Origin of the sequence: Sphingopyxis panaciterrae (assembly GCF_011762125.1) — a bacterium.
GTDB classification, from domain to species: Bacteria; Pseudomonadota; Alphaproteobacteria; order Sphingomonadales; family Sphingomonadaceae; genus Sphingopyxis; species Sphingopyxis panaciterrae.
Genome location: NZ_JAASQN010000001.1, coordinates 221,728 through 240,571, shown reverse-complemented (window position 1 = coordinate 240,571; position 18,844 = coordinate 221,728). Strand labels below are relative to the sequence as shown.

Below are 18,844 nucleotides of genomic sequence, written 5' to 3'. Positions count from 1 at the left end.
AGGGGAGAGGGCTATATGTCCGCTCCCCACCCCAAAGGGTCTCCGGCGGCGGCTCAGGCGAGTTCGAGCAGCGCCGCGACCCGGTCGACCGCCGCCGGTTCGAACCGCGACCAGCCGTCGGGACCAAGCTTTTCAAGCGGGCGGAAGCGGGCCTTATAACCCATTCGCGCCGATCCCTCGATCCAGTAGCCGAGGTACACATAAGGCAAGCCGGCGTTCGCGGCGCGCAGCACATGGTCGGCGATGATATAGGTGCCCAGCCCTTCGCGCATCGGGTGCGCGGCGTCGAAGAAGCTGTAGATCATCGAAAGGCCGTCGCCCTGCCGGTCGGTCAGGCAGCAGCCGACGAGGCGGCCGCGGCTGCCGTCGGCCGTCGGCTCGCGATATTCGATCATATAGCTGTCGACCGGGCTCTGCTCCACCATGTCGGCGAAATCCTGCTCGTCCATGTCGGCCATGCCGCCATTGGGGTGGCGTGAGCCCAGATAGGAACGGAGCAGCCCATATTGTTCCTCGGTCGCCCATGGCTTGCACGCGGTGGCAACGAGGTCGCGGTTGCGGCGCATGTTGCGCTTCTGCGAGCTGCTGGGCGCATATTCGCCCGCGCAGACGCGAACCGATACGCAGGCCGAACAATCGGCGCAGCTCGGACGATAGGCGACCGACTGGCTGCGGCGAAACCCGATGCGGCCGAGTGCGTCGTTCAGTTCGTTCGCACTGTTGCCGCTGAGTTCGGTGAACACCTTCCGCTCGGTCTTGCCCGCAAGATAGGGGCAAGGCGCGGGGCTGGTGACGAAGAAACGCGGGAAACGGAACGGTGCGGACACGCGAATGGAACCTCCGGGCTTGCGATGCCGATCCCCCCACGCGGGTCCCGACGCACTACATGCACCGAATATGCCGCGCCCGGTCAATGGTGCAAAGACCATTTACCATTTTTGTCCGTCCCGTTCTGACTCAACTCGCGAAGTTCCTGAATCGGGGAGTAACTTTTGTGCCGATCTGAATCAGAAACGACTCGCCGCTAGGCGTATTCGCGCAGCTCGTCGCCGGTCAGTGTCGCGACGTGCAGCACATTGGTCGACCCCGGCGTGCCGAACGGGACGCCCGCCATCATGACGAGCTTGGCGCCCGGCCGGCCGATGCCGTGGCGCAGCGCCATGCGCTTGCCCTTGGCGATCATCTCTTCGAAACTGCCGATATCCTTGGTCGGCACCGCGTGCGCGCCCCACAGCAGCCCCATCCGCCGTGCCGCGTCGCGCTTCGGCGTCAGCACCAGCAGCGGCGCGCCCGGCCGCTCGCGCGCGACGCGGCGCGCGGTCGAACCCGAAAAGGTGAAACAGATAATCGCATCGGCGGCGATCGTCCTGATGATGTTGCCCGCCGCTTCCGCCAGCGCGTCGGCGGTCGTCGCGTCGGGCGCGGTCTCGGTGAAATGCAGGCGGCGGAAATAATCGGGATCGCTTTCGACCGAGCGCGCGATCGAATCCATCATGGTGACCGCTTCGACCGGCCAGGCGCCCGCCGCGGTCTCGGCCGACAGCATGATCGCGTCGGCCCCGTCATACACTGCCGTGGCGACATCGCTGACTTCGGCGCGCGTCGGCGAGGGCGAGACGATCATCGATTCGAGCATCTGCGTCGCCACCACCACCGGCTTGCCCATCGCTCGCGCGGTCGCGACGATGCGTTTCTGCAGCGGCGGCACCGCTTCGGGAGGAAGCTCGACGCCAAGGTCGCCGCGCGCGACCATCGCCGCGTCGGCGATCTCCAATATCTCCTCCAGCCGCTGCACGCCCGACGGCTTTTCGAACTTGACGAGCAATGCCGCCTTGCCGCCGATCAGCCGCCGCGCCTCGGCGACGTCTTCGGGGCGCTGAACGAACGAAAGCGCGATCCAGTCGACATGCTGCTCGAGCGCGAAGGCGAGGTCCTTGCGATCCTTTTCGGTGAGCGCGGCCAGCGGGACGACGACGTCGGGGACATTCACGCCCTTGCGGTCCGAAATCCGGCCGCCGACCTCGACCACCGTTTCGATGCGATCCGCGTTGACGCGCTTGACGCGCAAGACCAGCTTGCCGTCGTCGACCAGCAGCCGCGTATCGGGTTCGAGCGCCGCGAACAGTTCGGGATGCGGCAGATGCACGCGCGTCGCGTCGCCCGGCGCCTTGTCGGTGTCGAGCATGAATGGCTTGCCCTTCACCAGTTCGGCAGGGCCGTCCTTGAAGGTGCCGACGCGCAATTTGGGTCCCTGCAGGTCGACGAGGATCGTCGTCGGCCGGCCGGTTTCCTTCTCCAGCGCGCGGATCGCGGCGATGACCTTCGCATGACCGTCATGATCGCCGTGGCTCATATTGACGCGAAATGCGTCGGCCCCGGCGCGGTGGAGCGCCGCGATCATCTCCGGGTTCGCGCTCGCAGGGCCAAGCGTCGCCAGGATGCGCACCTTGCGCTGGCGGGGCGTAAAACTCTGGACCACAAAAAGGCTCCGACGGTTGAAATGGGCTGGGTGGCTTGCCTAGGCGCTCTGTCCCCGCCAGGGCAAGCCGCGTATAGCTATTCATGCCATCACCAGAAGGAAATCCGCCATGTCCTGCAGCGACGACCAGACCGCCCCCGGCGATGCGCTCGACGGCCTCGACGATGCGGTCGCCGCCGCGGCGTTCCGCCGCCTCGTCCGCTTGCTGCGCCACCGCGACGATGCCGCGAATATCGACCTGATGGGTCTGGCGGGTTTCTGCCGCAACTGCCTGGGCGACTGGGTCGCCGAGGCGAGCGAGGAAAGCGCGCAACCGATGGACTGGGTCGACGGCCGGGCGATCGTCTACGGCATGCCCTATGACCAGTGGAAAGCGCTGCACCAGCAGCAGCCCGCCACCCCCGAACAGGTCGCGCGGATGAAAGAAAGCTTGGCCAAGAATCCCTGACCCGGCTACGGACGCGCCAGCGGCGATTCTCGCGGCGACCCATCCCAACTACCGGAGCATAAAATGAGCGAAGCCACCGTATCCGACCAGCAACTGCGCCTGTTCATCGAGCGTATCGAACGGCTGGAAGAAGAGAAAAAGGGCATCGCCGACGATATCCGCGACACCTATAACGAGTCGAAATCGCAGGGTTACGACCCGAAAATCATGCGCCAGATCGTGCGCCTGCGCAAATTGCCGCCGCACGACCGCAAGGAAATGGAAGCGATCCTCGACGTGTATAAGAGCGCGCTCGGGATCGACTGAAGCAATCTACCCAAACGACAGGAGAGTGACGATGTTCAGCACCACCACCAACGCCGTCGAAGGCCGTCCGGTCCGCGAATATCTGGGCATCGTCACCGGCGAAGTGATCGTCGGCGCCAACCTGTTCCGCGACCTGTTCGCGTCGATCACCGACATCGTCGGCGGCCGTTCGGGCAAATATGAGGATGTCCTGGCCCGCGCGCGCAAGGAAGCGCTGGGCGAAATGGAAGCCGAAGCCGTGAAGCTTGGCGGCAACGCCGTAATCGGCGTCGACCTCGACTATGAAGTGCTCGGCCAGAACGGATCGATGCTGATGGTCTCGGCCAGCGGGACGGCGGTTGTCGTCTGACGCGCCGGTTGTCTGCCCGGCGCAGCCGCGCTAGGGGCGGCGTCAGCTTTCAAAATTACCGATGGAGGGTGGCTTGGCCGGCCATAGTAAATTCAAGAACATCATGCACCGCAAGGGTGCGCAGGACAAAAAGCGCAGCTCGCTGTTTTCCAAGCTTTCGCGCGAAATCACCGTCGCGGCGAAAATGGGCCTGCCGGATCCCGACGCCAATGCGCGCCTGCGCGCCGCGATCAACGCCGCCAAGGCGCAGTCGGTGCCAAAGGACAATATCCAGCGTTCGATCGACAAGGCTGCGGGCGGCGACGGCGATAATTACGAGGAAATCCGTTACGAAGGCTATGGCCCCGGCGGCGTCTCGCTGATCGTCGAGGCGCTGACCGACAACCGCAACCGCACCGCGACCAATGTGCGCACCGCGTTCAGCAAGAACGGCGGCAATCTGGGCACGAGCGGCAGCGTCAGCCACGGCTTCGACCGCCTCGGCCTGATCAGCTATCCCGCCAAGGCGGGCGACGCCGATACGGTGTTCGAAGCGGCGCTCGATGCGGGTGCCAGCGATGTCGAATCGTCGGAGGACGGCCACGATATCTGGACCGCCGTCGACGGCCTGCACGAGGTCGCAAAAGCCCTTGAAGCCAAGCTCGGCGAAGCCGAAGGCGTCAAGCTCGCGTGGCGGCCGACGCTGAAGAGCGAAATCGGCGACGAGGCGACCGCGCAAACATTGTTCAAGCTGATCGACACCCTCGACGACGACGACGACGTCCAGACCGTATGGGGCAATTACGAAATTCCCGACGCGGTGATGGAAAAGCTCGGCTGATAAACCCTCTCCCCTGGGGGGAGAGGGATGTGAAGGCTTGCGGGCTCTGCCCGCTAGTCGTAGCTGGGTGAGGGTGTGCCTCCGCCGCGTTCCCTCGCCAAGTCCGGCTAGCCAGCCAAGCTGGCAAGCCTGCCCATCCTCTCCCCCGAGGGGAGAGGAGAAGCGATGATCATCCTCGGGCTCGACCCCTCGCTCAGTTGTACCGGCTGGGGCGTCATCCGCGTCGAGGGCAGCCGGATCAGCCATATCGCCAATGGCCAGATCAAGACCGACGCCAAGGCGGCACTGCCCGACCGGCTCGCCTATCTCGACACGGTGCTGGCGGCGGTGATCGCCGACCATGCCCCGGCATGCGCCGCGGTCGAGGAAGTCTTCGTCAACGACAATCCGCAATCGACGCTAAAGCTGGCACATGCCCGCGGCGTCGTGCTGCTCGGCTGCGCGCGTGGCGGCCTGACGGTCACCGAATATGCGCCGCGCCTCGTCAAGAAAGCGGTCGTCGGCACCGGCGGCGCGGCGAAGGAGCAGGTGCAGGCCATGCTGCGCATCTTGCTTCCCGGCGCGAAGGTCGCGGGGGCAGACGCGGCGGATGCACTCGCGGTCGCGATTTGCCATGCGAACCATCGGTCGCGCGTTTGAAAAGTCTCACGCAAAGGCGCAAAGGCGCGAAGAGGGCAGTTCCTCGCTGGCGGAGCCGTTGAGGGCCGGGCCTTCGCTGTTGAAGGCCGGACGAAGTCCGGCAGGCAATCAAGCAACCGGCGGTGAAGATGCAACGCCGCTGCCAAAACCGACATCTGCCTTTGCGTGAGATTATCTTCTTCACGCCTTTGCGTGAGACATTCCTCCTTCCTTGTTCCCTTTTCATTCCCATCGCGCTAGCACAGCGACATGATCGCAAAACTCACCGGACGGCTCGACAGCAGCGGCGCAGGCCATGCGGTGATCGACGTCGGCGGCGTCGGCTATCTGGTCGAAGCGTCGGCGCGCACCCTCGACGCGCTCGGCGCGGTCGGCGGCGACGTCACCATCCACACCGAAATGCTCGTCGGTGAGGACTTCCTGCGCCTGCTCGGCTTCGCCAAGGCCGAGGAACGCGACTGGTTCCGCCTGCTCACCAGCGTCCAGGGGGTCGGTGCCAAGGTCGCGCTGGCGATCCTCTCGGCACTCGAAATCGGCGAACTCCAGCGCGCGCTCGCGAGCGGCGACAGCGCCATGATCGCGCGGGCGAATGGTGTGGGCCCGAAGCTGGCGCAGCGGATCACGCATGAACTGAAGGACAAGGCAGGGGCACTGGGCGGGATTGCGGGTTCGGGTCCGGCCCTGTCCGCCACATCGGGCCCGCTCGGCGACGCCGTCGCCGCGCTCACCGGTCTCGGCTTCAAACCCAGCGAAGCCAGCACCGCGGTCGCGGCGGCGAATGAAGAGCTCGGTACGGGCGCCAGCCTCGACGCGCTGGTGCGCGTGGCGCTCAAGAAGGCGGCGAAATGACCGGCAAGACGATCGCGGTCTACAGCCTCAAGGGCGGGGTCGGAAAGACGACGCTCGCGGTCAATCTCGCGTGGGCGGCGGCAAGCTTGTCGAGCCGCCGCACCCTGCTCTGGGACCTCGACGGACAAGCCGCCGCGACCTATATCCTGGGCCATGACGGCGCGGGCAGAAAGGCGCAGGCAGCGATCCGCCGCGACCTCGACCCTGCAAAGCTGATCGCGCCGACCGCGACCGACCGCCTCAGCCTGCTGCCGGCCGATGAATCGCTGCGCGGGCTCGACGTCGAATTTCACGAACTCGACAAGAAAAAGCGGCTCGCGAAGATCGCGGGCGACCTTGCACGCGGATACGACCGGATACTTATCGACTGCCCGCCGGGGCTTTCCGACACGTCCGAGCAGATTCTCCGCGCCGCCGATCTGGTGATCGTCCCCGTCATCCCCTCGCCGCTCGCGCGCCGCGCGCTGGATGCGATCGAGGAGCATATGGGCGGCAGGAAAGCGCTGCGCGTGCCGTTGCTCCCTGTCTTTTCCATGGTCGATCGCCGCCGGGGTCTGCACCGGGCCACGCTCGCCAAAACGCCTGACTGGCCCGTGATCCCGATGGCCAGCGCCTATGAGCGCATGACCGAAGCGCGCGCGCCGATCGGCGCGATCGCCGGCCGCAAGAGCGCGCCGGTCGCGGCGGTCGCCGCGCTGTGGCAGGCGATCGAAAAACGGCTCGCCACCAAATCATGAACGATCGCATCCGCCACGCCGCCTGCCGCTGCGGCCAGATCCGCATCGCCTGCACCGGCGAACCGATCCGCGTGTCGGTTTGTCACTGCCGCGAATGCAAGGTGCGGAGCGGCAGCGCCTTTGCCGCACAGGTCCGCTTCCCGGCCGGGCAGGTCCGCGTCGAAGGCGAAGCGAATGCCAAGATGTGGCAGTACACCGGCGCCAGCGGCAACACCGCCGACTTCTTCTTTTGCGGCACCTGCGGCTCGGGCGTCTGGTACCGGGCGCGGCCCTATCATGACGCCTATGCGATACCGCTCGGCAACTTCGAGCCGGGGCACGGCTTCGTCCCCGACTATTCGGTTTATGAAGAGCGCCAGGAACCTTGGGTTTCGATCAGCGGCGAGGGGATCGAGCATTATGACTGAGCCGGCCCTAACCACCCCCATCCGCACCCCCGAGGATGCCGACGCCGCGCTGCGCCCCAAGTCGCTCGCCGAGTTCGTCGGGCAGGCTGCGGCGCGCGAGAATCTGCGGATCTTTGTCGAGGCGGCGAAGGCGCGCGGCGACGCGCTCGACCATGTGCTGTTCTTCGGCCCGCCGGGGCTCGGCAAGACGACGCTGGCGCAGATCGTCGCGCGCGAGCTTGGCGTCGGGTTCCGCTCGACCAGCGGGCCGGTGATCGCGAAGGCGGGCGACCTCGCGGCGCTGCTCACCAATCTCGAGGATGGCGATGTCCTGTTCATCGACGAAATCCACCGCCTGTCGCCCGCGGTCGAGGAAATCCTCTATCCCGCGATGGAGGACCGCGCGCTCGACATCATGATCGGCGAGGGGCCGTCGGCGCGTTCGGTGCGCATCGATCTGCCCAAATTCACCCTCGTCGGGGCGACGACACGGCAGGGGCTGCTCACAACGCCGCTGCGCGACCGCTTCGGCATTCCGGTGCGGCTCAACTTCTACACGCATGGCGAATTGCAGCAGGTCATCACGCGCGCCGCGCGGCTGCTGGCGCTGCCGATCGCGGTGGACGGTGCGCTGGAAATCGCCAAGCGCTCGCGCGGCACCCCGCGCATCGCCGGGCGGCTGCTGCGCCGCGTACGCGATTTCGCGACGGTCGCGGGGCATGATATCGTCGATGCGCGCGCGGCCGACGCGGCGCTCAACCGGCTCGAAGTCGACGCGCTCGGACTCGACGCGATGGACCGGCGCTATCTCCTTATGATCGCTGACATTTATCGTGGCGGGCCGGTCGGCGTCGAAACGCTCGCGGCGGGACTTTCGGAGCCGCGCGACACGATCGAGGATGTCATCGAGCCCTATCTGCTCCAGATCGGCCTGATCGCACGCACCGCGCGCGGCCGGATGCTGAACACAAGCGCTTGGAAACATTTGGGTTTATTGCCGCCAACCGGGGTTCAGGACAGTCTTTTCGACCCCGAGGCCTGATCCGCGCTGCGCGGCACTTTCGTCAACATCCGCATTTTTCTGCCATCAATCGTCCCCTCCCTGCGACGAATCGCTGGTTAGGGGTTTGCGACGAGTCGAAGCATCGCTATCGATCGGAACAATGGTAAACGCACCGCCCCCCTTCATCCCCGGCGCCTTCGTCGGGGCTGCGCACCATTATCGGGCGCGCGTTTACTTCGAGGACACCGACCTCAGCGGTATCGTCTATCACGCCAACTACCTGCGTTATATGGAGCGCGCGCGATCGGACATGCTGCGCCTGGCCGGCATCGACCAGCGCGCGGCGATAGACGCGGGCGAAGGCGCCTGGGCGGTCACCGACCTCAGCATCAAATACCGCCTGCCCGCGCGGCTCGACGACGACCTGCTCGTCGTCAGCACCGTCGAAGCGGTGCGCGGCGCGAGCGTGATCATCGCGCAGCGCATCCTTCGCGGACCTGACACGTTAAGCGGCCAGACATTTACCGACGGGCAAGTCACCGCGGCCTTCCTGTCGCCCGGGGGCCGGCCGCGCCGTCAGCCGGCGGGTTGGGCCGACCGGTTTACCGCCATCATGAATGGAGAGAATATCCCTTGCTAGACAATATCAAGCTGGCCGCCGATGCGGCGACATTGTCCCCCATCGCGCTGTTCATCCAGGCCGACTGGGTCGTGAAGGGCGTGATGATCGGGCTGCTCGCCGCCTCCATCTATGTCTGGGCGGTGATTTTCACCCACGGCCGCAGCGTCGGCAAGCAGATGCGCGCGTCCGAACGCTTCGAACGCGATTTCTGGCGCGCGGGCAATCTCGACAAATTCTATGACGAGAATGGCCGCGAGGAACTGCCGAGCGCGAAGATCCTAGCCGCCGGGATCAGCGAATGGCGCCGCTCGACCGCGGGCAAGAATGTCGACCGCGACGGCACCCGCGAAAGGCTGGGCATCGCGATGAACGCGGCCATCGCCGGCGAAGTCGACAAGCTGGCCGAGAAAATCGGCACACTCGCGACGATCGGGTCGGTCGCGCCGTTCGTCGGGCTGTTCGGCACCGTATGGGGCATCATGCGCAGCTTCACCGCGATCGCGGCCGAGAATAACAGCAGCCTCGCCGTCGTTGCCCCGGGCATCGCCGAAGCGCTGTTCGCCACCGCGATCGGGCTGTTCGCGGCGATTCCGGCGGTCATCGCCTATAACGCCTTTTCGCAGCGCCTGAACCGGCTCGAATCGCGCCTCGGCCGCTTCGCCGACGGGCTGCACGCGACCTTCAGCCGCGAACTCGAGGTCGAAGCCTGATGGCGATGACCGGCCCCTCCGGCGGCATCGGCGGCCGGCGCGGACGCGGCAGCCGCCGCGCGCCGATGTCGGAAATCAACGTCACGCCGCTGGTCGATGTGATGCTGGTGCTGCTGATCATCTTCATGATCACCGCGCCGCTGCTCGCCTCCGCCGTTCCCGTCGACCTGCCCGAAAGCCGCGCGAAGCCGGTCGAGACCGAGGAACAGGAGCCGGTGCAACTGTCGATCACCGGCGACGATGCGCTCTATATCGGCGAGGAGCCGGTGAGCGAGGCCGAACTGCCGGCGCGGCTCGACGCGATCGCGCGCGAGCAGAAACAAGGCGAGCGGCCGCGCCAGATCATGCTGCGTGCCGACAAGGGGCTCGATTACGGCCGGGTGATGCGCGTGATGGGCGAGCTCAACCGCGCCGGGCTGTCGCGCATCGCGCTGGTGACGACAGGGTCGGAAACCGAACCGGCGGCGGTCACCACCCGTTCAGAAACCGGGCAATAGGCTGAAAATCATGGTCGGACCACGGGCAGAGAGGGGCAATCAGCAACGCGGCATCCTTGTCGCGGTCGTCGCGCATGTGCTGATTATCGGCCTGCTGTCGGTGCAATGGACCGCGGGCGACCGGCGTTTCGACAATCCGCCGATGGAGGTCGACCTGATCGCCGAAACCGCGGCAACATCGTCCGCGCCGGTGCTCAGCGACACGCCGCCCGCCGCCCGCCTTGGCGAAGAGGACGCGGTCGATATCGCCGCGCCCGAACCGATGCCGGCGCCGCCCGAACCTGAACCGATCGTCCGTCCGACGCCCGCGCCCGCCCCAAAACAGGTCGCACGCCCGACACCAGCGCCGCCCAAGAAGACGCCGCCCGCGGTCAAGAAGGAAACCCCGAAGGCCGCGCCCAAATCAGCGCCAGTAAAGAAGGCGACGACACGCCCGACCGGCCGCCTCGACGGAATCACCGACGGGCTCGGCCGCGAACCGACCAAGGCACCCAGCAAGGGCGCGCCTGCGGCAAAGACCGCGGCCGAGGTCAGGCGATCGATCGATGTCAGCATCAAGTCGGCGGTCGCCCCGCGCTGGAATGGCTGCCGCGTGTCGGGGGTCGACGTCGACCAGCTCAAGACCGTCGTGAAGTTCCGTCTGACCCAGTCGGGCGCGCTCGCGGGCTTTACCAGCGTCACGACGACCGGCGAAAACGACAGCAACAAGTTCCAGGTCCAGCGGCATCAGGAATGCGCGAAACGCGCCGTCGAACTCGCCGCTCCCTTCGACCTGCCCGAAGAAAATTACAGCTTCTGGCAGAATTACACGCTCGATTTCATCAAGAGGTAAGTAGAGATGACCTTCCGTCCCATCAGCCTGTCGCTTGCCTTGCTGCTGACCGCAGCGCCCGTGCTGGCCCAGGAAACGGCAGCCCCCGTCGCGCCCCCCGCCACCGTGCAGACCGAACCGCGTGAAACGATCGAGGGCCAGCTGTCGCAGGAGCGCACCGTCATCGCGATTCCGGCGCTGGCGACCCCTGCGGTCACCACCGTCGCGGGTTTGCGCACCGACAGCCTCGGGCGCCAGATCGCCGAAGTCATCGCCGCCGATCTTGAGCGGAGCGGCCTTTACGCGCCGCTCGGTCCGGGCAGCGTGCGCGCGATCACGATGCCCGAAGTCACCGCGCCGCGCTTCGCCGACTGGCAGGCGCGCAACGCCGAGAATGTCGTCCACGGTTTCGTGCGCACCAACAGCACCGGCGGGCTGATCGTCGGCTGCTATCTCTACGACACGCAGCTCGGCAGCGAGCTGGTGCGCCAGGGGTTCGAAATCCAGCCCGGCGACTGGCGCCGCGCCGCGCATAAATGCGCCGACGCCATCTATTCGCGCCTGTCGGGCGAGGCGCCCTTCTTCGACAGCCGCGTTGCCTATATCGCCGAGAGCGGCCCCAAAGGAAACCGTATCAAGCGCCTCGCGATCATGGACAGTGATGGCGGTAACCACCGTTTCATCACCAACGGCCAGGCGCTGGCGATCAGCCCGCGCTTCTCGCCCGATTACAAGAAGATCGTCTACGTCAGCTATTTGAACAACCGCGTCCGCGTCTTCATCTACGACGTCGCCAATGGCTCGCAGAAGCTGGTGACCGAAAGCGGCAACGCAACCTTTGCGCCGCGCTGGTCGCCCGACGGAACGCAGATCCTCTATTCGATGGCGGTCGGCGGCAACACCGACATCTATCGCATCTCGGCCAATGGCGGCACGCCGGTGCGGCTGACCAACAATGCCGGCATCGACGTCGGCGGCAGTTTTTCGCCCGACGGCAAGAAGATCGTGTTCGAAAGCGACCGGTCGGGCGGCCAGCAAATCTATACGATGAACATCGACGGGTCGAACCAGCAGCGGATCAGCTTTGGCGGCGGACGCGCGGCAACCCCCGAATGGTCGCCGCGCGGCGACCTGATCGCCTTCACTCGCATGGGCGGCGGCGAATTTCGCGTCGGCGTGATGACCCCGTCGGGCGGCGGCGTCCGCCTGCTCACCAACAGCTGGCAGGACGAAGCGCCGACCTGGTCGCCGAACGGCCGCGTCATCCAGTTCTTCCGCACCTCGCCCGGCCGCGAGGGCAAATCGAGCCTGTGGCAGGTCGACCTGACCGGGGTGAACCTGCGCCGCCTGCCGACGCCGCAGGATGGTTCGGATCCGAGCTGGGGTCCCGTCCTGCCCTGATCCGCAGCGCATGGGGCGGAACCAAAGGAAATCCGCGGGGTTGAATCGCCATCCTAATGCGGCTTAACTCTGCACCGACACCAAATGAGTGCAACAACAAGAGGACAGAAGACATGACGATACGCAAAACGACCGCGATGATCGCGGCGATCACCATGCTCGCTGTTGGCGCCTGCTCGAAAAAGGCCCCTGACACGCTTCCCCCCGCGCCCGAAGGCACCGGCGACACCGGCCCGAGCACCGGCACCGGCGTGGTCCCCGGATCGCAGCAGGATTTCATCGCCAACGTGTCTTCGGACCGCATCTTCTTCGGTTTCGACCAGTATAATGTCGATGCCGAAGACCAGGCGACGCTGCAGAGCCAGTCGCAGTGGCTGCAGCGTAACCCGGCGGTGCGCGTCCTGCTGGAAGGCCATGCCGACGAACGCGGCACGCGCGACTATAATATCGCGCTCGGCGAACGCCGCGCCAATGCCGCGAAAAACTATCTCGCCTCGCTGGGCATCGATCCGAACCGGATCCAGGTGATCAGCTATGGCAAGGAACGCCCCGCCGCGGTCGGATCGAACGAGGAAGCCTGGGCGCAGAATCGCCGCGCGGTAACCGTCGTTATCGAACGCTGATCAATAAAGGCCAGACCGGCACCGCAATCCACGCCGCGGTGCAGGCAAAAACACCGAAGGGGATGCGCCGCAACGTCAGCGGCGTGTCCCCTTTTTCATTGCGCATCGCGAGCGCCCAGATGATGCCGCCGAGGCTGGCGAGCAGCAGCATCAGCGGCAGCACCTGCCAGCCGAGCCACGCCCCAATCGCCGCGACCAGCTTTGGATCGCCGCCGCCCATGCCGTCGCCGCCGCGCGCAAGGCGATAGGCCCAGGCAACAGCCGCGAGGGCGAACCCGCCCGCCAGCGCGCCGATCCAGCGATCGACCAGCGGCGTGTCCAGCAGTGGCCCGGCGAGCAGCAGGCCGGTGATCGCGAGCAAAGCGTTGAGCCGGTCAGGCAGCCAGAAATGGCGCGCGTCGAGCAGCGCCAGGGGCAGCAGCAGCCAGCCGAACAGCGCCCACAGCCAGCCCGCCACCCCAGGCATCAGCGCCAGCGCCAGCGCGCCGATCAGCGCGGAAGCGATCTCGACCCGGCTGTGAAAACGATCGATCGGTGCGCCGCACTGGCGGCAGCGGCCGCGCACCGCGAGCGCCGACAACAGCGGCACGAGATCGCGGATGCCAAGCGGCCGGCGGCACGCATCGCACTGCGACCGCCCGAGCACCGACCGCCCGGCGGGCCAGCGCAGCACCAATGTCGCGATGAAACTGCCGAGGACCAACCCGATCAGCGCGGCGAAAGCGACGCCGGCGCCAAAGGGCAAGGCGCCCGGATCGGGCACGTCAGAATTGGCCCGAGCTGGTCAGGACGAAACCGCCCGATCCCGGCTTGAACCCGAGCACCGCGAGCGCCGCCGCCATCGTCGGATCGCGATCGACATTGATCGCAAATCGGGCGCGATAGGCGCCGCTGCCGTCGAACGACAAGGTCAGCCGTTCCATTCCCGACTGGCTCGAAAGCGCGGCCTGTGCCCGCCCGCCCGCGCAAGTGAGCGGCCCGGACAGCCCGCGCGACAGGTCGAGACCTGCAATCCGCGTCCCGACCGAAAGCTGGATCCGCCCGTTCGCCTCGACACATTTACCACCTTCGTCGAAACGAACGGTCGCGCCTTCGAACCGGATGGTGTCGACCGGAATGAGACCGAAACCGCCGGCAAGCGATGTCGCACCATTGACCTCCGACATCCCGCGCGGGTTGCTGCCGTGCAGCCGCCCGGTCAGCGGACCGAGCTGTTCGTCGGCGCGCGAAAAGGCGAGTTCGGTGCGTCCGCCAAGCAACGCGAGCGGCGACAGGCTGGCCCGCACACTGCCGAGCGGCAGCGCGCCGAGCCGCGCGTCGATGAGCGCCCCCGACCAGACCGAGCCGCGAATCTCGCGCGCGGTGATGCCCGCATCGCTCGCGCCCGCCAGGCCCAGCGCGAGGCGCATCGGGAAGGTCGCGACGATCAGGATCAGCGCGAGCAGCAAGGCCGCGATCACCCAGCGCATACGCATCGTCATTGCCCGCCCTTCCTGAGTTCGGCGGTCATGCCCACCGTGCCGTCCGCGGCGGGCGTGATCGTCAGCTGATCGACGACGAAACCCTGCCCTTCGAGCGAAGCGAGCCAGTCGGTTAGTACTGGGGCCTTGGCCTTTGCGATGGCGATCGTCGCCTGCCCCTGCCCGCGCGCCTCGTTGCGGTCGAGCGTCAGCCCGATCTCGCTCGCCGATTGCGCGAGATATTGATCGATCGCGACGGCATCGACCGCCGCGGCGACCGACTTCGCCGGGCGCTGCGCGAGCAACCCCACTTTTGCCGCGACGCGGCCCTCGCGTTCGATCGCGGCGCCATGCCGCACCTCGAGATCGGCGAAGGCGGCGAAGGCCGGGCGGCCCCCCGCCCAGAGGAGCACGCCCAGCGCCAGCGCGCCCGCGATGCCGACCAGCCAGCGTTCGCGCAGCGAAAGCCCTGTCCACCAGATTTGCAATTTTTCGGTCATGGCACCGCCCGGATCGTGACATTGGCCATCTGCAGCCCGTCGCTGCCCGCCATCGGCTGCGCGGTGATGCGATAGCCGCGCGCCTGCAGCGCCAGCAGCACCTTGTTCACATCGTCGACGCGCGGCGCGGCGATCGTCGTCGTCAGCGTGCCGTCGGTGCGGTGCGACAGCGTCTTCAGCGTCACGCCCGGCGTGTCGTCCATGGCATCGTAGAGCGCCGATGCGGGCACCGAGAACGCCAGCGGCCCGCCCCCCGCCGCGGCGAGCCGCCGATCGAGTTCGGCCTCTGCGGCCGAGGCATCGGCGGCGGTCACCCCCGCCTTTTTCGCCATCGCGACAGTGGCGTCTTCGGCGCGGCCGGTGTCGCTCGCCAGGCGGATCGCATGGATGATCGGCACCGCCAAGCTGATCGCGACGAGTGCGATGAACAGGCGTTTCGCGTGCCGCAGCAGCGCCGGATCGACCGGCCATTTGCGTTTCGGTTTCCAGCCGCCGGTCAACAGGTCGAGCGGCGGCGTCGCCACCGACAGCAGCAATGCCTCGCGCATCCGGTCAGGATCGAGCGGTGCGATATCGTGCGCGCCAGCGATCAGCGGATCGAGGTCGGGATCGGATGCATAAGCCCGGTCGATGGTGCGAACAATCTGCTCGCCGCCAAGTTCGGCGGTCCACAGCGTATCGGGCTCGGGCGGCGGCACCGCCACCGCGGCGGGCACGATCGCCGCCGGGGTCAGGCCGCGCGCGCCCAGCCATTCGGTCCACGCCGTCATCGCCGCATGCGTAGTGACCGCGACGGGCACCGCCTGCCCTGCTTCGGCAGGCTGCCCGGCCACGATATGGAGCGCCGCCGCATCGCCGAGGCTGTCCTTCAGCGTGTCGATCCGCGCCGCCGCGGCGGCCTGTGCAGGGGCGGCGTCGGGATAGAACCGCCAGCGCACCGGCACGTCGGCGGCGGGCGCGAGCGCGACCAGCCGGTCGTCGTCGGCGCCCTTGTCCTGCGGCTTTTCCCAGGCATCGACCCAGCCGTCGTCCTGACCCGAATCGACGATCACGCCATCGTCGACGCGCAGCCACGCCGGGCGGATGTTTTCGTCGCCAAGCGCCGCCACGGGCGGCAACCAGAGTATCAGCACATGCGCCATCTCAGTCGCTCTCGCCCCAATCGCGGCGGACGACCGATGGCGGCGCTGCGCCGGCCGCCGGGGCCCCGCCATAAGCATCGATGAGCGACACCGAAGTCAAATATCCGTCCCCCATTGTCACATTCGTCGTCAGCGTCAGCCAGCGGCTCGTCATCCCCGCCTGTTCGGCGGCATCCCCCGGATCGACCCCGGCCAGCGGGCCGGACTTCCAGAATCGGACGCTGCTGCCATAGCCGTCGGCGGGCCGCGCCGCCAGCGCAGCGCGCGCATTCGCGATGCCGATTTCGCCAGGCCGCAACATTGCGATCAGCGGTGCCTGTTCGGGGGTGAGCGTGTTGACGTTGAGCCGGATCGGATCGGCGACCGGCAGCACGCAGATCCAGGATTTGAGCCGCGCGTAGATTTTTGGCGTCACCCCGCGCACCGCCCGCAGTTCGCTGATATCGGCCATCTTGCGGTTCGCCGGCAGATAGGAGGTCTGCATCGAACGATAGACGCCATCCTCGGCCCCCTCCGGGCCATCATTGCTGTCGCTGTCGATCCAGTCGGCACTCGCGCCGGCGATCGCCTTGGCTTCGCCCGCATTGACCCCCAGCAAGGTCATCAATTCGGCGAACTGCGCGATCGCGCCCGCGCGCTGGCTGAGCCGCCCCGGCGCGGCTTCGGTGACAAGCGCGTTGAGGTTGAAGCAATTATTCGCATCGGCAAGCCGGGCACGCGCTTCGCCGCCGGGCAATGGCAGGGCGAATTCGCGGCCGAGCCAGCCGCCCGCAAGCGTCAGCCGCGAGGTGTCGCGCCCGACCAGATCGGCAACGCGGCCGAGCGCGATCTGTTCGGCGGCAAAGCTGTAGGCGCGGCCCTGATCGACCGTCGCCGCGCTGCCCGCGATCCGCGTCGCGAGGGTCAGCCGGTCGAGCGCGGTCGCCGCGATCACCGTCATTACGGCAACAAGCAGCAACACGCTGAGCAGCGCGGCGCCGCGTTCGTCTTTCGACCGCCGGATCATGACGGCGGCGCCCGCGGTGGCGGCGGGGGCGGCAAGGTCGGCGCGGTGAGAAACAGCATCGTCAGCGGCTCGCGGGCACGGCGGGTCAGCCGCACCTCGACCGCGCGCGGCAGGCGATCGCCGGGGTCGGACGTCCAGCCATCGCTCCAATTCCCTTTCTCGTCGCGGTAGCGCACCGCGACGGCATCGACTTCGCCGATGAGCCGGTCGCCGTCGCTGAGCGCGGTGCCGTCGAGCATCGGCTGCGTCGCGCGCCGCCACTCGCCACCGGTGAAGGCATAGCCGACCCGTTCGACATCGGGACGCGGGCTGCCGTCGAGCGCGCTCGCGCCGCCGTGGACAAAGGCAAAACCGGAGGAGGAGCCGATGAACGCCGGCACCGGCTCGCCCGCCTGTCCGCGCGTCGGGCGCTGCACCGCCTGCGCGAGGTCGTTTGCCATCACCGCGCGCACCCGATTGATCCCGCTCATCGCCTTGAGCCGCGCCTGCACGGCATCCTGCGTGTCGATGCTGCTGCGGAGCAGGCCGACTCCCATCGCCGCTATGATCGCGAAGATCGACAGCGCGACGAGCATTTCGACGAGCGTGAAGCCGCGATCATCGCGAGATGGTCGCGCCCCCGCGCAGGCGGGGGCCCAGAGCGAATGAACGCCGGGCAGGTATGTAAGGCTCTGGATCCCCGCCTTCGCGGGGATACGGAACAGGGCGCAGACCAATTTTTTCATCGCGATGGCCTGATAATCGTCAGCACCGCCTGCCCGCGTCCCGCCTCGGGCCGGACGGTCAGGTCGATGCGCAGCAGGCTGTCGTCGGCGGTCTTCGCGACGCGCTGTTCGATACGCCAGTTGCGGCCGGCGTTGGCGACGCCACTCGTGCTGTTGCCGATCGTTGGCGGGGCGGTATCGCTCCACAGCTCCACCGCGCGATTCTGCGCGACGATGCCCGCCAACGTGCTTTCATCGAGGTCCCCCGCCGTCCGCACGGCGAAAGCGTCGAGGCGCACGAGCGTCAGCGCGGCGATGCTGATGATGCTGAGCGCGACGAGCATTTCAAGCAGGGTGAAGCCCGCTTCGCCACTGCGAGAAAGGGGGGCCGCATCATTGCCCACGGCTGACCTCCCCCGTCGCCGAAACGCGGACGATCTCGCGTGCGTCGCCACCGGACAGCACGACCGCCTGCGGGGTCGGGCTGGTGCCGACGCGATCAAAGACGATACGCGCGGCCCCCTGGCCGTCACCGGCGACGAAGCGGATACCGCCCGGCCAACTTCGCCGTTCGAAGGCGCGGCCGGGCAACGACTGCCACGCCCCCTCGATCCGCCGTTCGAAACCATAGCCCGACGGCGCGAAACTGACCGCCACCCCACGCCCTTCGATCACCGCAACATCGCGCGCGGCGGCGAGGCGCGCGGCAAGGCGGTCCGCCTCGCTGCGCACGGTGCGTTCTTCGCCGGGAATCGTCAGCACGACCGCAGCCGCCGCGAGCGCCATGATGGCCATCACGACCATCAGTTCGACCAGCGTGAAGCCGCGTTCGCCGGAGCGACGTTCAGCCTTCTCCGCGAATGTCGGCATTGTCGTCGGTTCCGCCGGGCGCTCCATCCGCACCGAGCGACCAGACGTCGAACGCCTTTCCGTTCGGCCCCGGCGCCTGGTAATTATAGGGACGGCCCCACGGATCGGCCGGGAGTTTCTTGATATAGCCGCCGCGGCGATAACGTTCGGGCTGCGCGAGCGCAGGCGGCGGCGTGGTCAGCGCATTCAAGCCGTCGCCCGATGCCGGATAGGTCAGATTGTCGAGGCGATATTGTTCGAGCGCGGTTTCGAGCGTTGCGATGTCGGCCTTTGCCTTGGTGACCATCGCGCGGTCCTGGCTCGGCAGCACGTTGATCATCACCACCGTCGCGAGCAGCCCGATGATGAAGATCACGACCATCAGTTCGGTGAGCGTGAAGCCGCGCTCGTCGCGCTTGCGGCGGCGGACGGCGGGCGCACGCCCCTGATTGGAAAAGGAGGTATCGAGCATCAGGCGAAGGAAAAGCTGCATGAGCGACATA

The 18,844-nt window shown here is 67.1% G+C and carries 26 protein-coding genes; 15 read left to right on the top strand and 11 right to left on the bottom strand.

Translation table 11 applies throughout. The features are described 5' to 3' along the window. Positions 1–53: 53 nt before the first annotated feature. The gene (locus FHR22_RS01150; protein WP_166938070.1) at positions 54–827 is read right to left on the bottom strand and encodes an arginyltransferase; all 774 of its coding nucleotides are present in this window, start codon (positions 825–827) and stop codon (positions 54–56) included. 197 nt (positions 828–1,024) lie between these two features. Next, the gene (gene pyk / locus FHR22_RS01145; RefSeq protein WP_166938067.1) at positions 1,025–2,479 is read right to left on the bottom strand and encodes a pyruvate kinase; all 1,455 of its coding nucleotides are present in this window, start codon (positions 2,477–2,479) and stop codon (positions 1,025–1,027) included. Between the two features lie 109 nt (positions 2,480–2,588). Here pyk and FHR22_RS01140 point away from each other — a divergent pair, with 109 nt between their 5' ends. From FHR22_RS01140 to pal, 15 genes are all read left to right on the top strand, one after another. Next, the gene (locus FHR22_RS01140) at positions 2,589–2,927 is read left to right on the top strand and encodes a DUF1244 domain-containing protein (RefSeq protein WP_166938065.1); all 339 of its coding nucleotides are present in this window, start codon (positions 2,589–2,591) and stop codon (positions 2,925–2,927) included. Positions 2,928–2,990: 63 nt separating this feature from the next. After that, complete coding sequence (locus FHR22_RS01135; RefSeq protein WP_088474124.1) at positions 2,991–3,233, top strand: DUF2312 domain-containing protein; 243 nt, start codon at positions 2,991–2,993, stop codon at positions 3,231–3,233. 31 nt (positions 3,234–3,264) lie between these two features. After that, on the top strand, positions 3,265–3,582 hold the full coding sequence (locus FHR22_RS01130) for a YbjQ family protein (RefSeq protein ID WP_166938063.1): 318 nt from the start codon (positions 3,265–3,267) through the stop codon (positions 3,580–3,582). 73 nt (positions 3,583–3,655) lie between these two features. After that, positions 3,656–4,402, top strand: coding sequence for a YebC/PmpR family DNA-binding transcriptional regulator (locus FHR22_RS01125; RefSeq protein ID WP_166938061.1), 747 nt, complete (start codon positions 3,656–3,658; stop codon positions 4,400–4,402). 165 nt (positions 4,403–4,567) lie between these two features. Further along, positions 4,568–5,041, top strand: coding sequence for a crossover junction endodeoxyribonuclease RuvC (gene ruvC / locus FHR22_RS01120; RefSeq protein WP_166938059.1), 474 nt, complete (start codon positions 4,568–4,570; stop codon positions 5,039–5,041). A 249-nt stretch (positions 5,042–5,290) separates the two neighbouring features. Next, on the top strand, positions 5,291–5,890 hold the full coding sequence (gene ruvA, locus FHR22_RS01115; RefSeq protein WP_166938058.1) for a Holliday junction branch migration protein RuvA: 600 nt from the start codon (positions 5,291–5,293) through the stop codon (positions 5,888–5,890). Continuing rightward, complete coding sequence (locus tag FHR22_RS01110) at positions 5,887–6,627, top strand: ParA family protein (RefSeq protein ID WP_166938056.1); 741 nt, start codon at positions 5,887–5,889, stop codon at positions 6,625–6,627. The genes ruvA and FHR22_RS01110 overlap by 4 nt, the downstream gene beginning before the upstream one ends. Next, the gene (locus FHR22_RS01105) at positions 6,624–7,034 is read left to right on the top strand and encodes a GFA family protein (protein ID WP_166938054.1); all 411 of its coding nucleotides are present in this window, start codon (positions 6,624–6,626) and stop codon (positions 7,032–7,034) included. The genes FHR22_RS01110 and FHR22_RS01105 overlap by 4 nt, the downstream gene beginning before the upstream one ends. Continuing rightward, positions 7,027–8,055 (top strand): Holliday junction branch migration DNA helicase RuvB, encoded by a 1,029-nt coding sequence (gene ruvB, locus FHR22_RS01100; protein WP_166938052.1) that lies wholly within the window; start codon positions 7,027–7,029, stop codon positions 8,053–8,055. The genes FHR22_RS01105 and ruvB overlap by 8 nt, the downstream gene beginning before the upstream one ends. Before the next feature lie 121 nt (positions 8,056–8,176). Then, positions 8,177–8,656: a YbgC/FadM family acyl-CoA thioesterase gene (locus FHR22_RS01095; RefSeq protein WP_166938050.1), complete on the top strand. Its 480-nt coding sequence runs from the start codon at positions 8,177–8,179 to the stop codon at positions 8,654–8,656. Continuing rightward, the gene (tolQ, locus tag FHR22_RS01090; RefSeq protein WP_166938048.1) at positions 8,650–9,348 is read left to right on the top strand and encodes a protein TolQ; all 699 of its coding nucleotides are present in this window, start codon (positions 8,650–8,652) and stop codon (positions 9,346–9,348) included. The genes FHR22_RS01095 and tolQ overlap by 7 nt, the downstream gene beginning before the upstream one ends. Beyond that, positions 9,348–9,845: a protein TolR gene (gene tolR, locus FHR22_RS01085; RefSeq protein ID WP_166938046.1), complete on the top strand. Its 498-nt coding sequence runs from the start codon at positions 9,348–9,350 to the stop codon at positions 9,843–9,845. The genes tolQ and tolR overlap by 1 nt, the downstream gene beginning before the upstream one ends. Before the next feature lie 10 nt (positions 9,846–9,855). Next, a complete protein-coding gene (locus tag FHR22_RS01080; RefSeq protein ID WP_166938044.1) occupies positions 9,856–10,677 on the top strand; it encodes a hypothetical protein in 822 nt (273 codons plus the stop codon). 6 nt (positions 10,678–10,683) lie between these two features. Next, a complete protein-coding gene (gene tolB / locus FHR22_RS01075) occupies positions 10,684–12,057 on the top strand; it encodes a Tol-Pal system beta propeller repeat protein TolB (protein ID WP_166938042.1) in 1,374 nt (457 codons plus the stop codon). Positions 12,058–12,170: 113 nt separating this feature from the next. Beyond that, positions 12,171–12,680: a peptidoglycan-associated lipoprotein Pal gene (pal, locus tag FHR22_RS01070; RefSeq protein ID WP_208417435.1), complete on the top strand. Its 510-nt coding sequence runs from the start codon at positions 12,171–12,173 to the stop codon at positions 12,678–12,680. On the opposite strand, the gene FHR22_RS01065 is transcribed toward pal, so the two are convergent. From FHR22_RS01065 to gspG, 9 genes are read right to left on the bottom strand one after another with little or no spacing between them, the layout of a single operon-like run. Further along, positions 12,667–13,443, bottom strand: a complete 777-nt coding sequence (locus FHR22_RS01065; RefSeq protein ID WP_341786526.1) for a prepilin peptidase — start codon at positions 13,441–13,443, stop codon at positions 12,667–12,669. The two genes, pal and FHR22_RS01065, sit on opposite strands and share 14 nt — an antisense overlap. 1 nt (position 13,444) lies before the next feature. Next, positions 13,445–14,161, bottom strand: coding sequence for a type II secretion system protein N (gene gspN / locus FHR22_RS01060; protein WP_166938040.1), 717 nt, complete (start codon positions 14,159–14,161; stop codon positions 13,445–13,447). After that, on the bottom strand, positions 14,158–14,640 hold the full coding sequence (gspM, locus tag FHR22_RS01055; RefSeq protein WP_166938039.1) for a type II secretion system protein GspM: 483 nt from the start codon (positions 14,638–14,640) through the stop codon (positions 14,158–14,160). Before gspM ends, gspN begins: the two co-directional genes overlap by 4 nt. Next, positions 14,637–15,782: a type II secretion system protein GspL gene (gene gspL, locus FHR22_RS01050; protein ID WP_166938037.1), complete on the bottom strand. Its 1,146-nt coding sequence runs from the start codon at positions 15,780–15,782 to the stop codon at positions 14,637–14,639. Before gspL ends, gspM begins: the two co-directional genes overlap by 4 nt. 1 nt (position 15,783) lies before the next feature. Beyond that, on the bottom strand, positions 15,784–16,788 hold the full coding sequence (gene gspK / locus FHR22_RS01045) for a type II secretion system minor pseudopilin GspK (RefSeq protein ID WP_166938035.1): 1,005 nt from the start codon (positions 16,786–16,788) through the stop codon (positions 15,784–15,786). Further along, entirely contained in the window at positions 16,785–17,513 is a 729-nt protein-coding gene (gene gspJ / locus FHR22_RS01040) for a type II secretion system minor pseudopilin GspJ (protein WP_166938033.1), read from the bottom strand. The genes gspK and gspJ overlap by 4 nt, the downstream gene beginning before the upstream one ends. Beyond that, positions 17,510–17,896 carry a type II secretion system minor pseudopilin GspI gene (gene gspI, locus FHR22_RS01035; protein WP_341786524.1) on the bottom strand — a complete coding sequence of 129 codons (387 nt, stop codon included), beginning with the start codon at positions 17,894–17,896 and terminating at the stop codon, positions 17,510–17,512. Before gspI ends, gspJ begins: the two co-directional genes overlap by 4 nt. Further along, entirely contained in the window at positions 17,886–18,362 is a 477-nt protein-coding gene (locus tag FHR22_RS01030) for a GspH/FimT family pseudopilin (RefSeq protein ID WP_166938031.1), read from the bottom strand. Before FHR22_RS01030 ends, gspI begins: the two co-directional genes overlap by 11 nt. Further along, a complete protein-coding gene (gene gspG, locus FHR22_RS01025) occupies positions 18,337–18,843 on the bottom strand; it encodes a type II secretion system major pseudopilin GspG (protein WP_279588389.1) in 507 nt (168 codons plus the stop codon). Before gspG ends, FHR22_RS01030 begins: the two co-directional genes overlap by 26 nt. Between the last annotated feature and the right edge of the window lies 1 nt (position 18,844).

Excerpts from the sequence above, each read along its gene's own strand:
- ruvC (WP_166938059.1), top strand. The coding sequence starts at position 4,568 with ATGATCATCCTCGGGCTCGACCCCTCGCTCAGTTGTACCGGCTGGGGC.
- FHR22_RS01130 (WP_166938063.1), top strand. The coding sequence starts at position 3,265 with ATGTTCAGCACCACCACCAACGCCGTCGAAGGCCGTCCGGTCCGCGAA.
- tolB (WP_166938042.1), top strand. The coding sequence starts at position 10,684 with ATGACCTTCCGTCCCATCAGCCTGTCGCTTGCCTTGCTGCTGACCGCA.
- gspJ (WP_166938033.1), bottom strand. The coding sequence starts at position 17,513 with ATGAAAAAATTGGTCTGCGCCCTGTTCCGTATCCCCGCGAAGGCGGGG.
- ruvB (WP_166938052.1), top strand. The coding sequence starts at position 7,027 with ATGACTGAGCCGGCCCTAACCACCCCCATCCGCACCCCCGAGGATGCC.
- FHR22_RS01135 (WP_088474124.1), top strand. The coding sequence starts at position 2,991 with ATGAGCGAAGCCACCGTATCCGACCAGCAACTGCGCCTGTTCATCGAG.
- ruvA (WP_166938058.1), top strand. The coding sequence starts at position 5,291 with ATGATCGCAAAACTCACCGGACGGCTCGACAGCAGCGGCGCAGGCCAT.
- gspM (WP_166938039.1), bottom strand. The coding sequence starts at position 14,640 with ATGACCGAAAAATTGCAAATCTGGTGGACAGGGCTTTCGCTGCGCGAA.
- FHR22_RS01030 (WP_166938031.1), bottom strand. The coding sequence starts at position 18,362 with ATGCCGACATTCGCGGAGAAGGCTGAACGTCGCTCCGGCGAACGCGGC.
- tolR (WP_166938046.1), top strand. The coding sequence starts at position 9,348 with ATGGCGATGACCGGCCCCTCCGGCGGCATCGGCGGCCGGCGCGGACGC.
- gspG (WP_279588389.1), bottom strand. The coding sequence starts at position 18,843 with ATGTCGCTCATGCAGCTTTTCCTTCGCCTGATGCTCGATACCTCCTTT.
- gspL (WP_166938037.1), bottom strand. The coding sequence starts at position 15,782 with ATGGCGCATGTGCTGATACTCTGGTTGCCGCCCGTGGCGGCGCTTGGC.
- gspK (WP_166938035.1), bottom strand. The coding sequence starts at position 16,788 with ATGATCCGGCGGTCGAAAGACGAACGCGGCGCCGCGCTGCTCAGCGTG.
- pal (WP_208417435.1), top strand. The coding sequence starts at position 12,171 with ATGACGATACGCAAAACGACCGCGATGATCGCGGCGATCACCATGCTC.
- FHR22_RS01105 (WP_166938054.1), top strand. The coding sequence starts at position 6,624 with ATGAACGATCGCATCCGCCACGCCGCCTGCCGCTGCGGCCAGATCCGC.
- FHR22_RS01140 (WP_166938065.1), top strand. The coding sequence starts at position 2,589 with ATGTCCTGCAGCGACGACCAGACCGCCCCCGGCGATGCGCTCGACGGC.
- FHR22_RS01095 (WP_166938050.1), top strand. The coding sequence starts at position 8,177 with ATGGTAAACGCACCGCCCCCCTTCATCCCCGGCGCCTTCGTCGGGGCT.
- gspN (WP_166938040.1), bottom strand. The coding sequence starts at position 14,161 with ATGACGATGCGTATGCGCTGGGTGATCGCGGCCTTGCTGCTCGCGCTG.
- FHR22_RS01110 (WP_166938056.1), top strand. The coding sequence starts at position 5,887 with ATGACCGGCAAGACGATCGCGGTCTACAGCCTCAAGGGCGGGGTCGGA.
- FHR22_RS01080 (WP_166938044.1), top strand. The coding sequence starts at position 9,856 with ATGGTCGGACCACGGGCAGAGAGGGGCAATCAGCAACGCGGCATCCTT.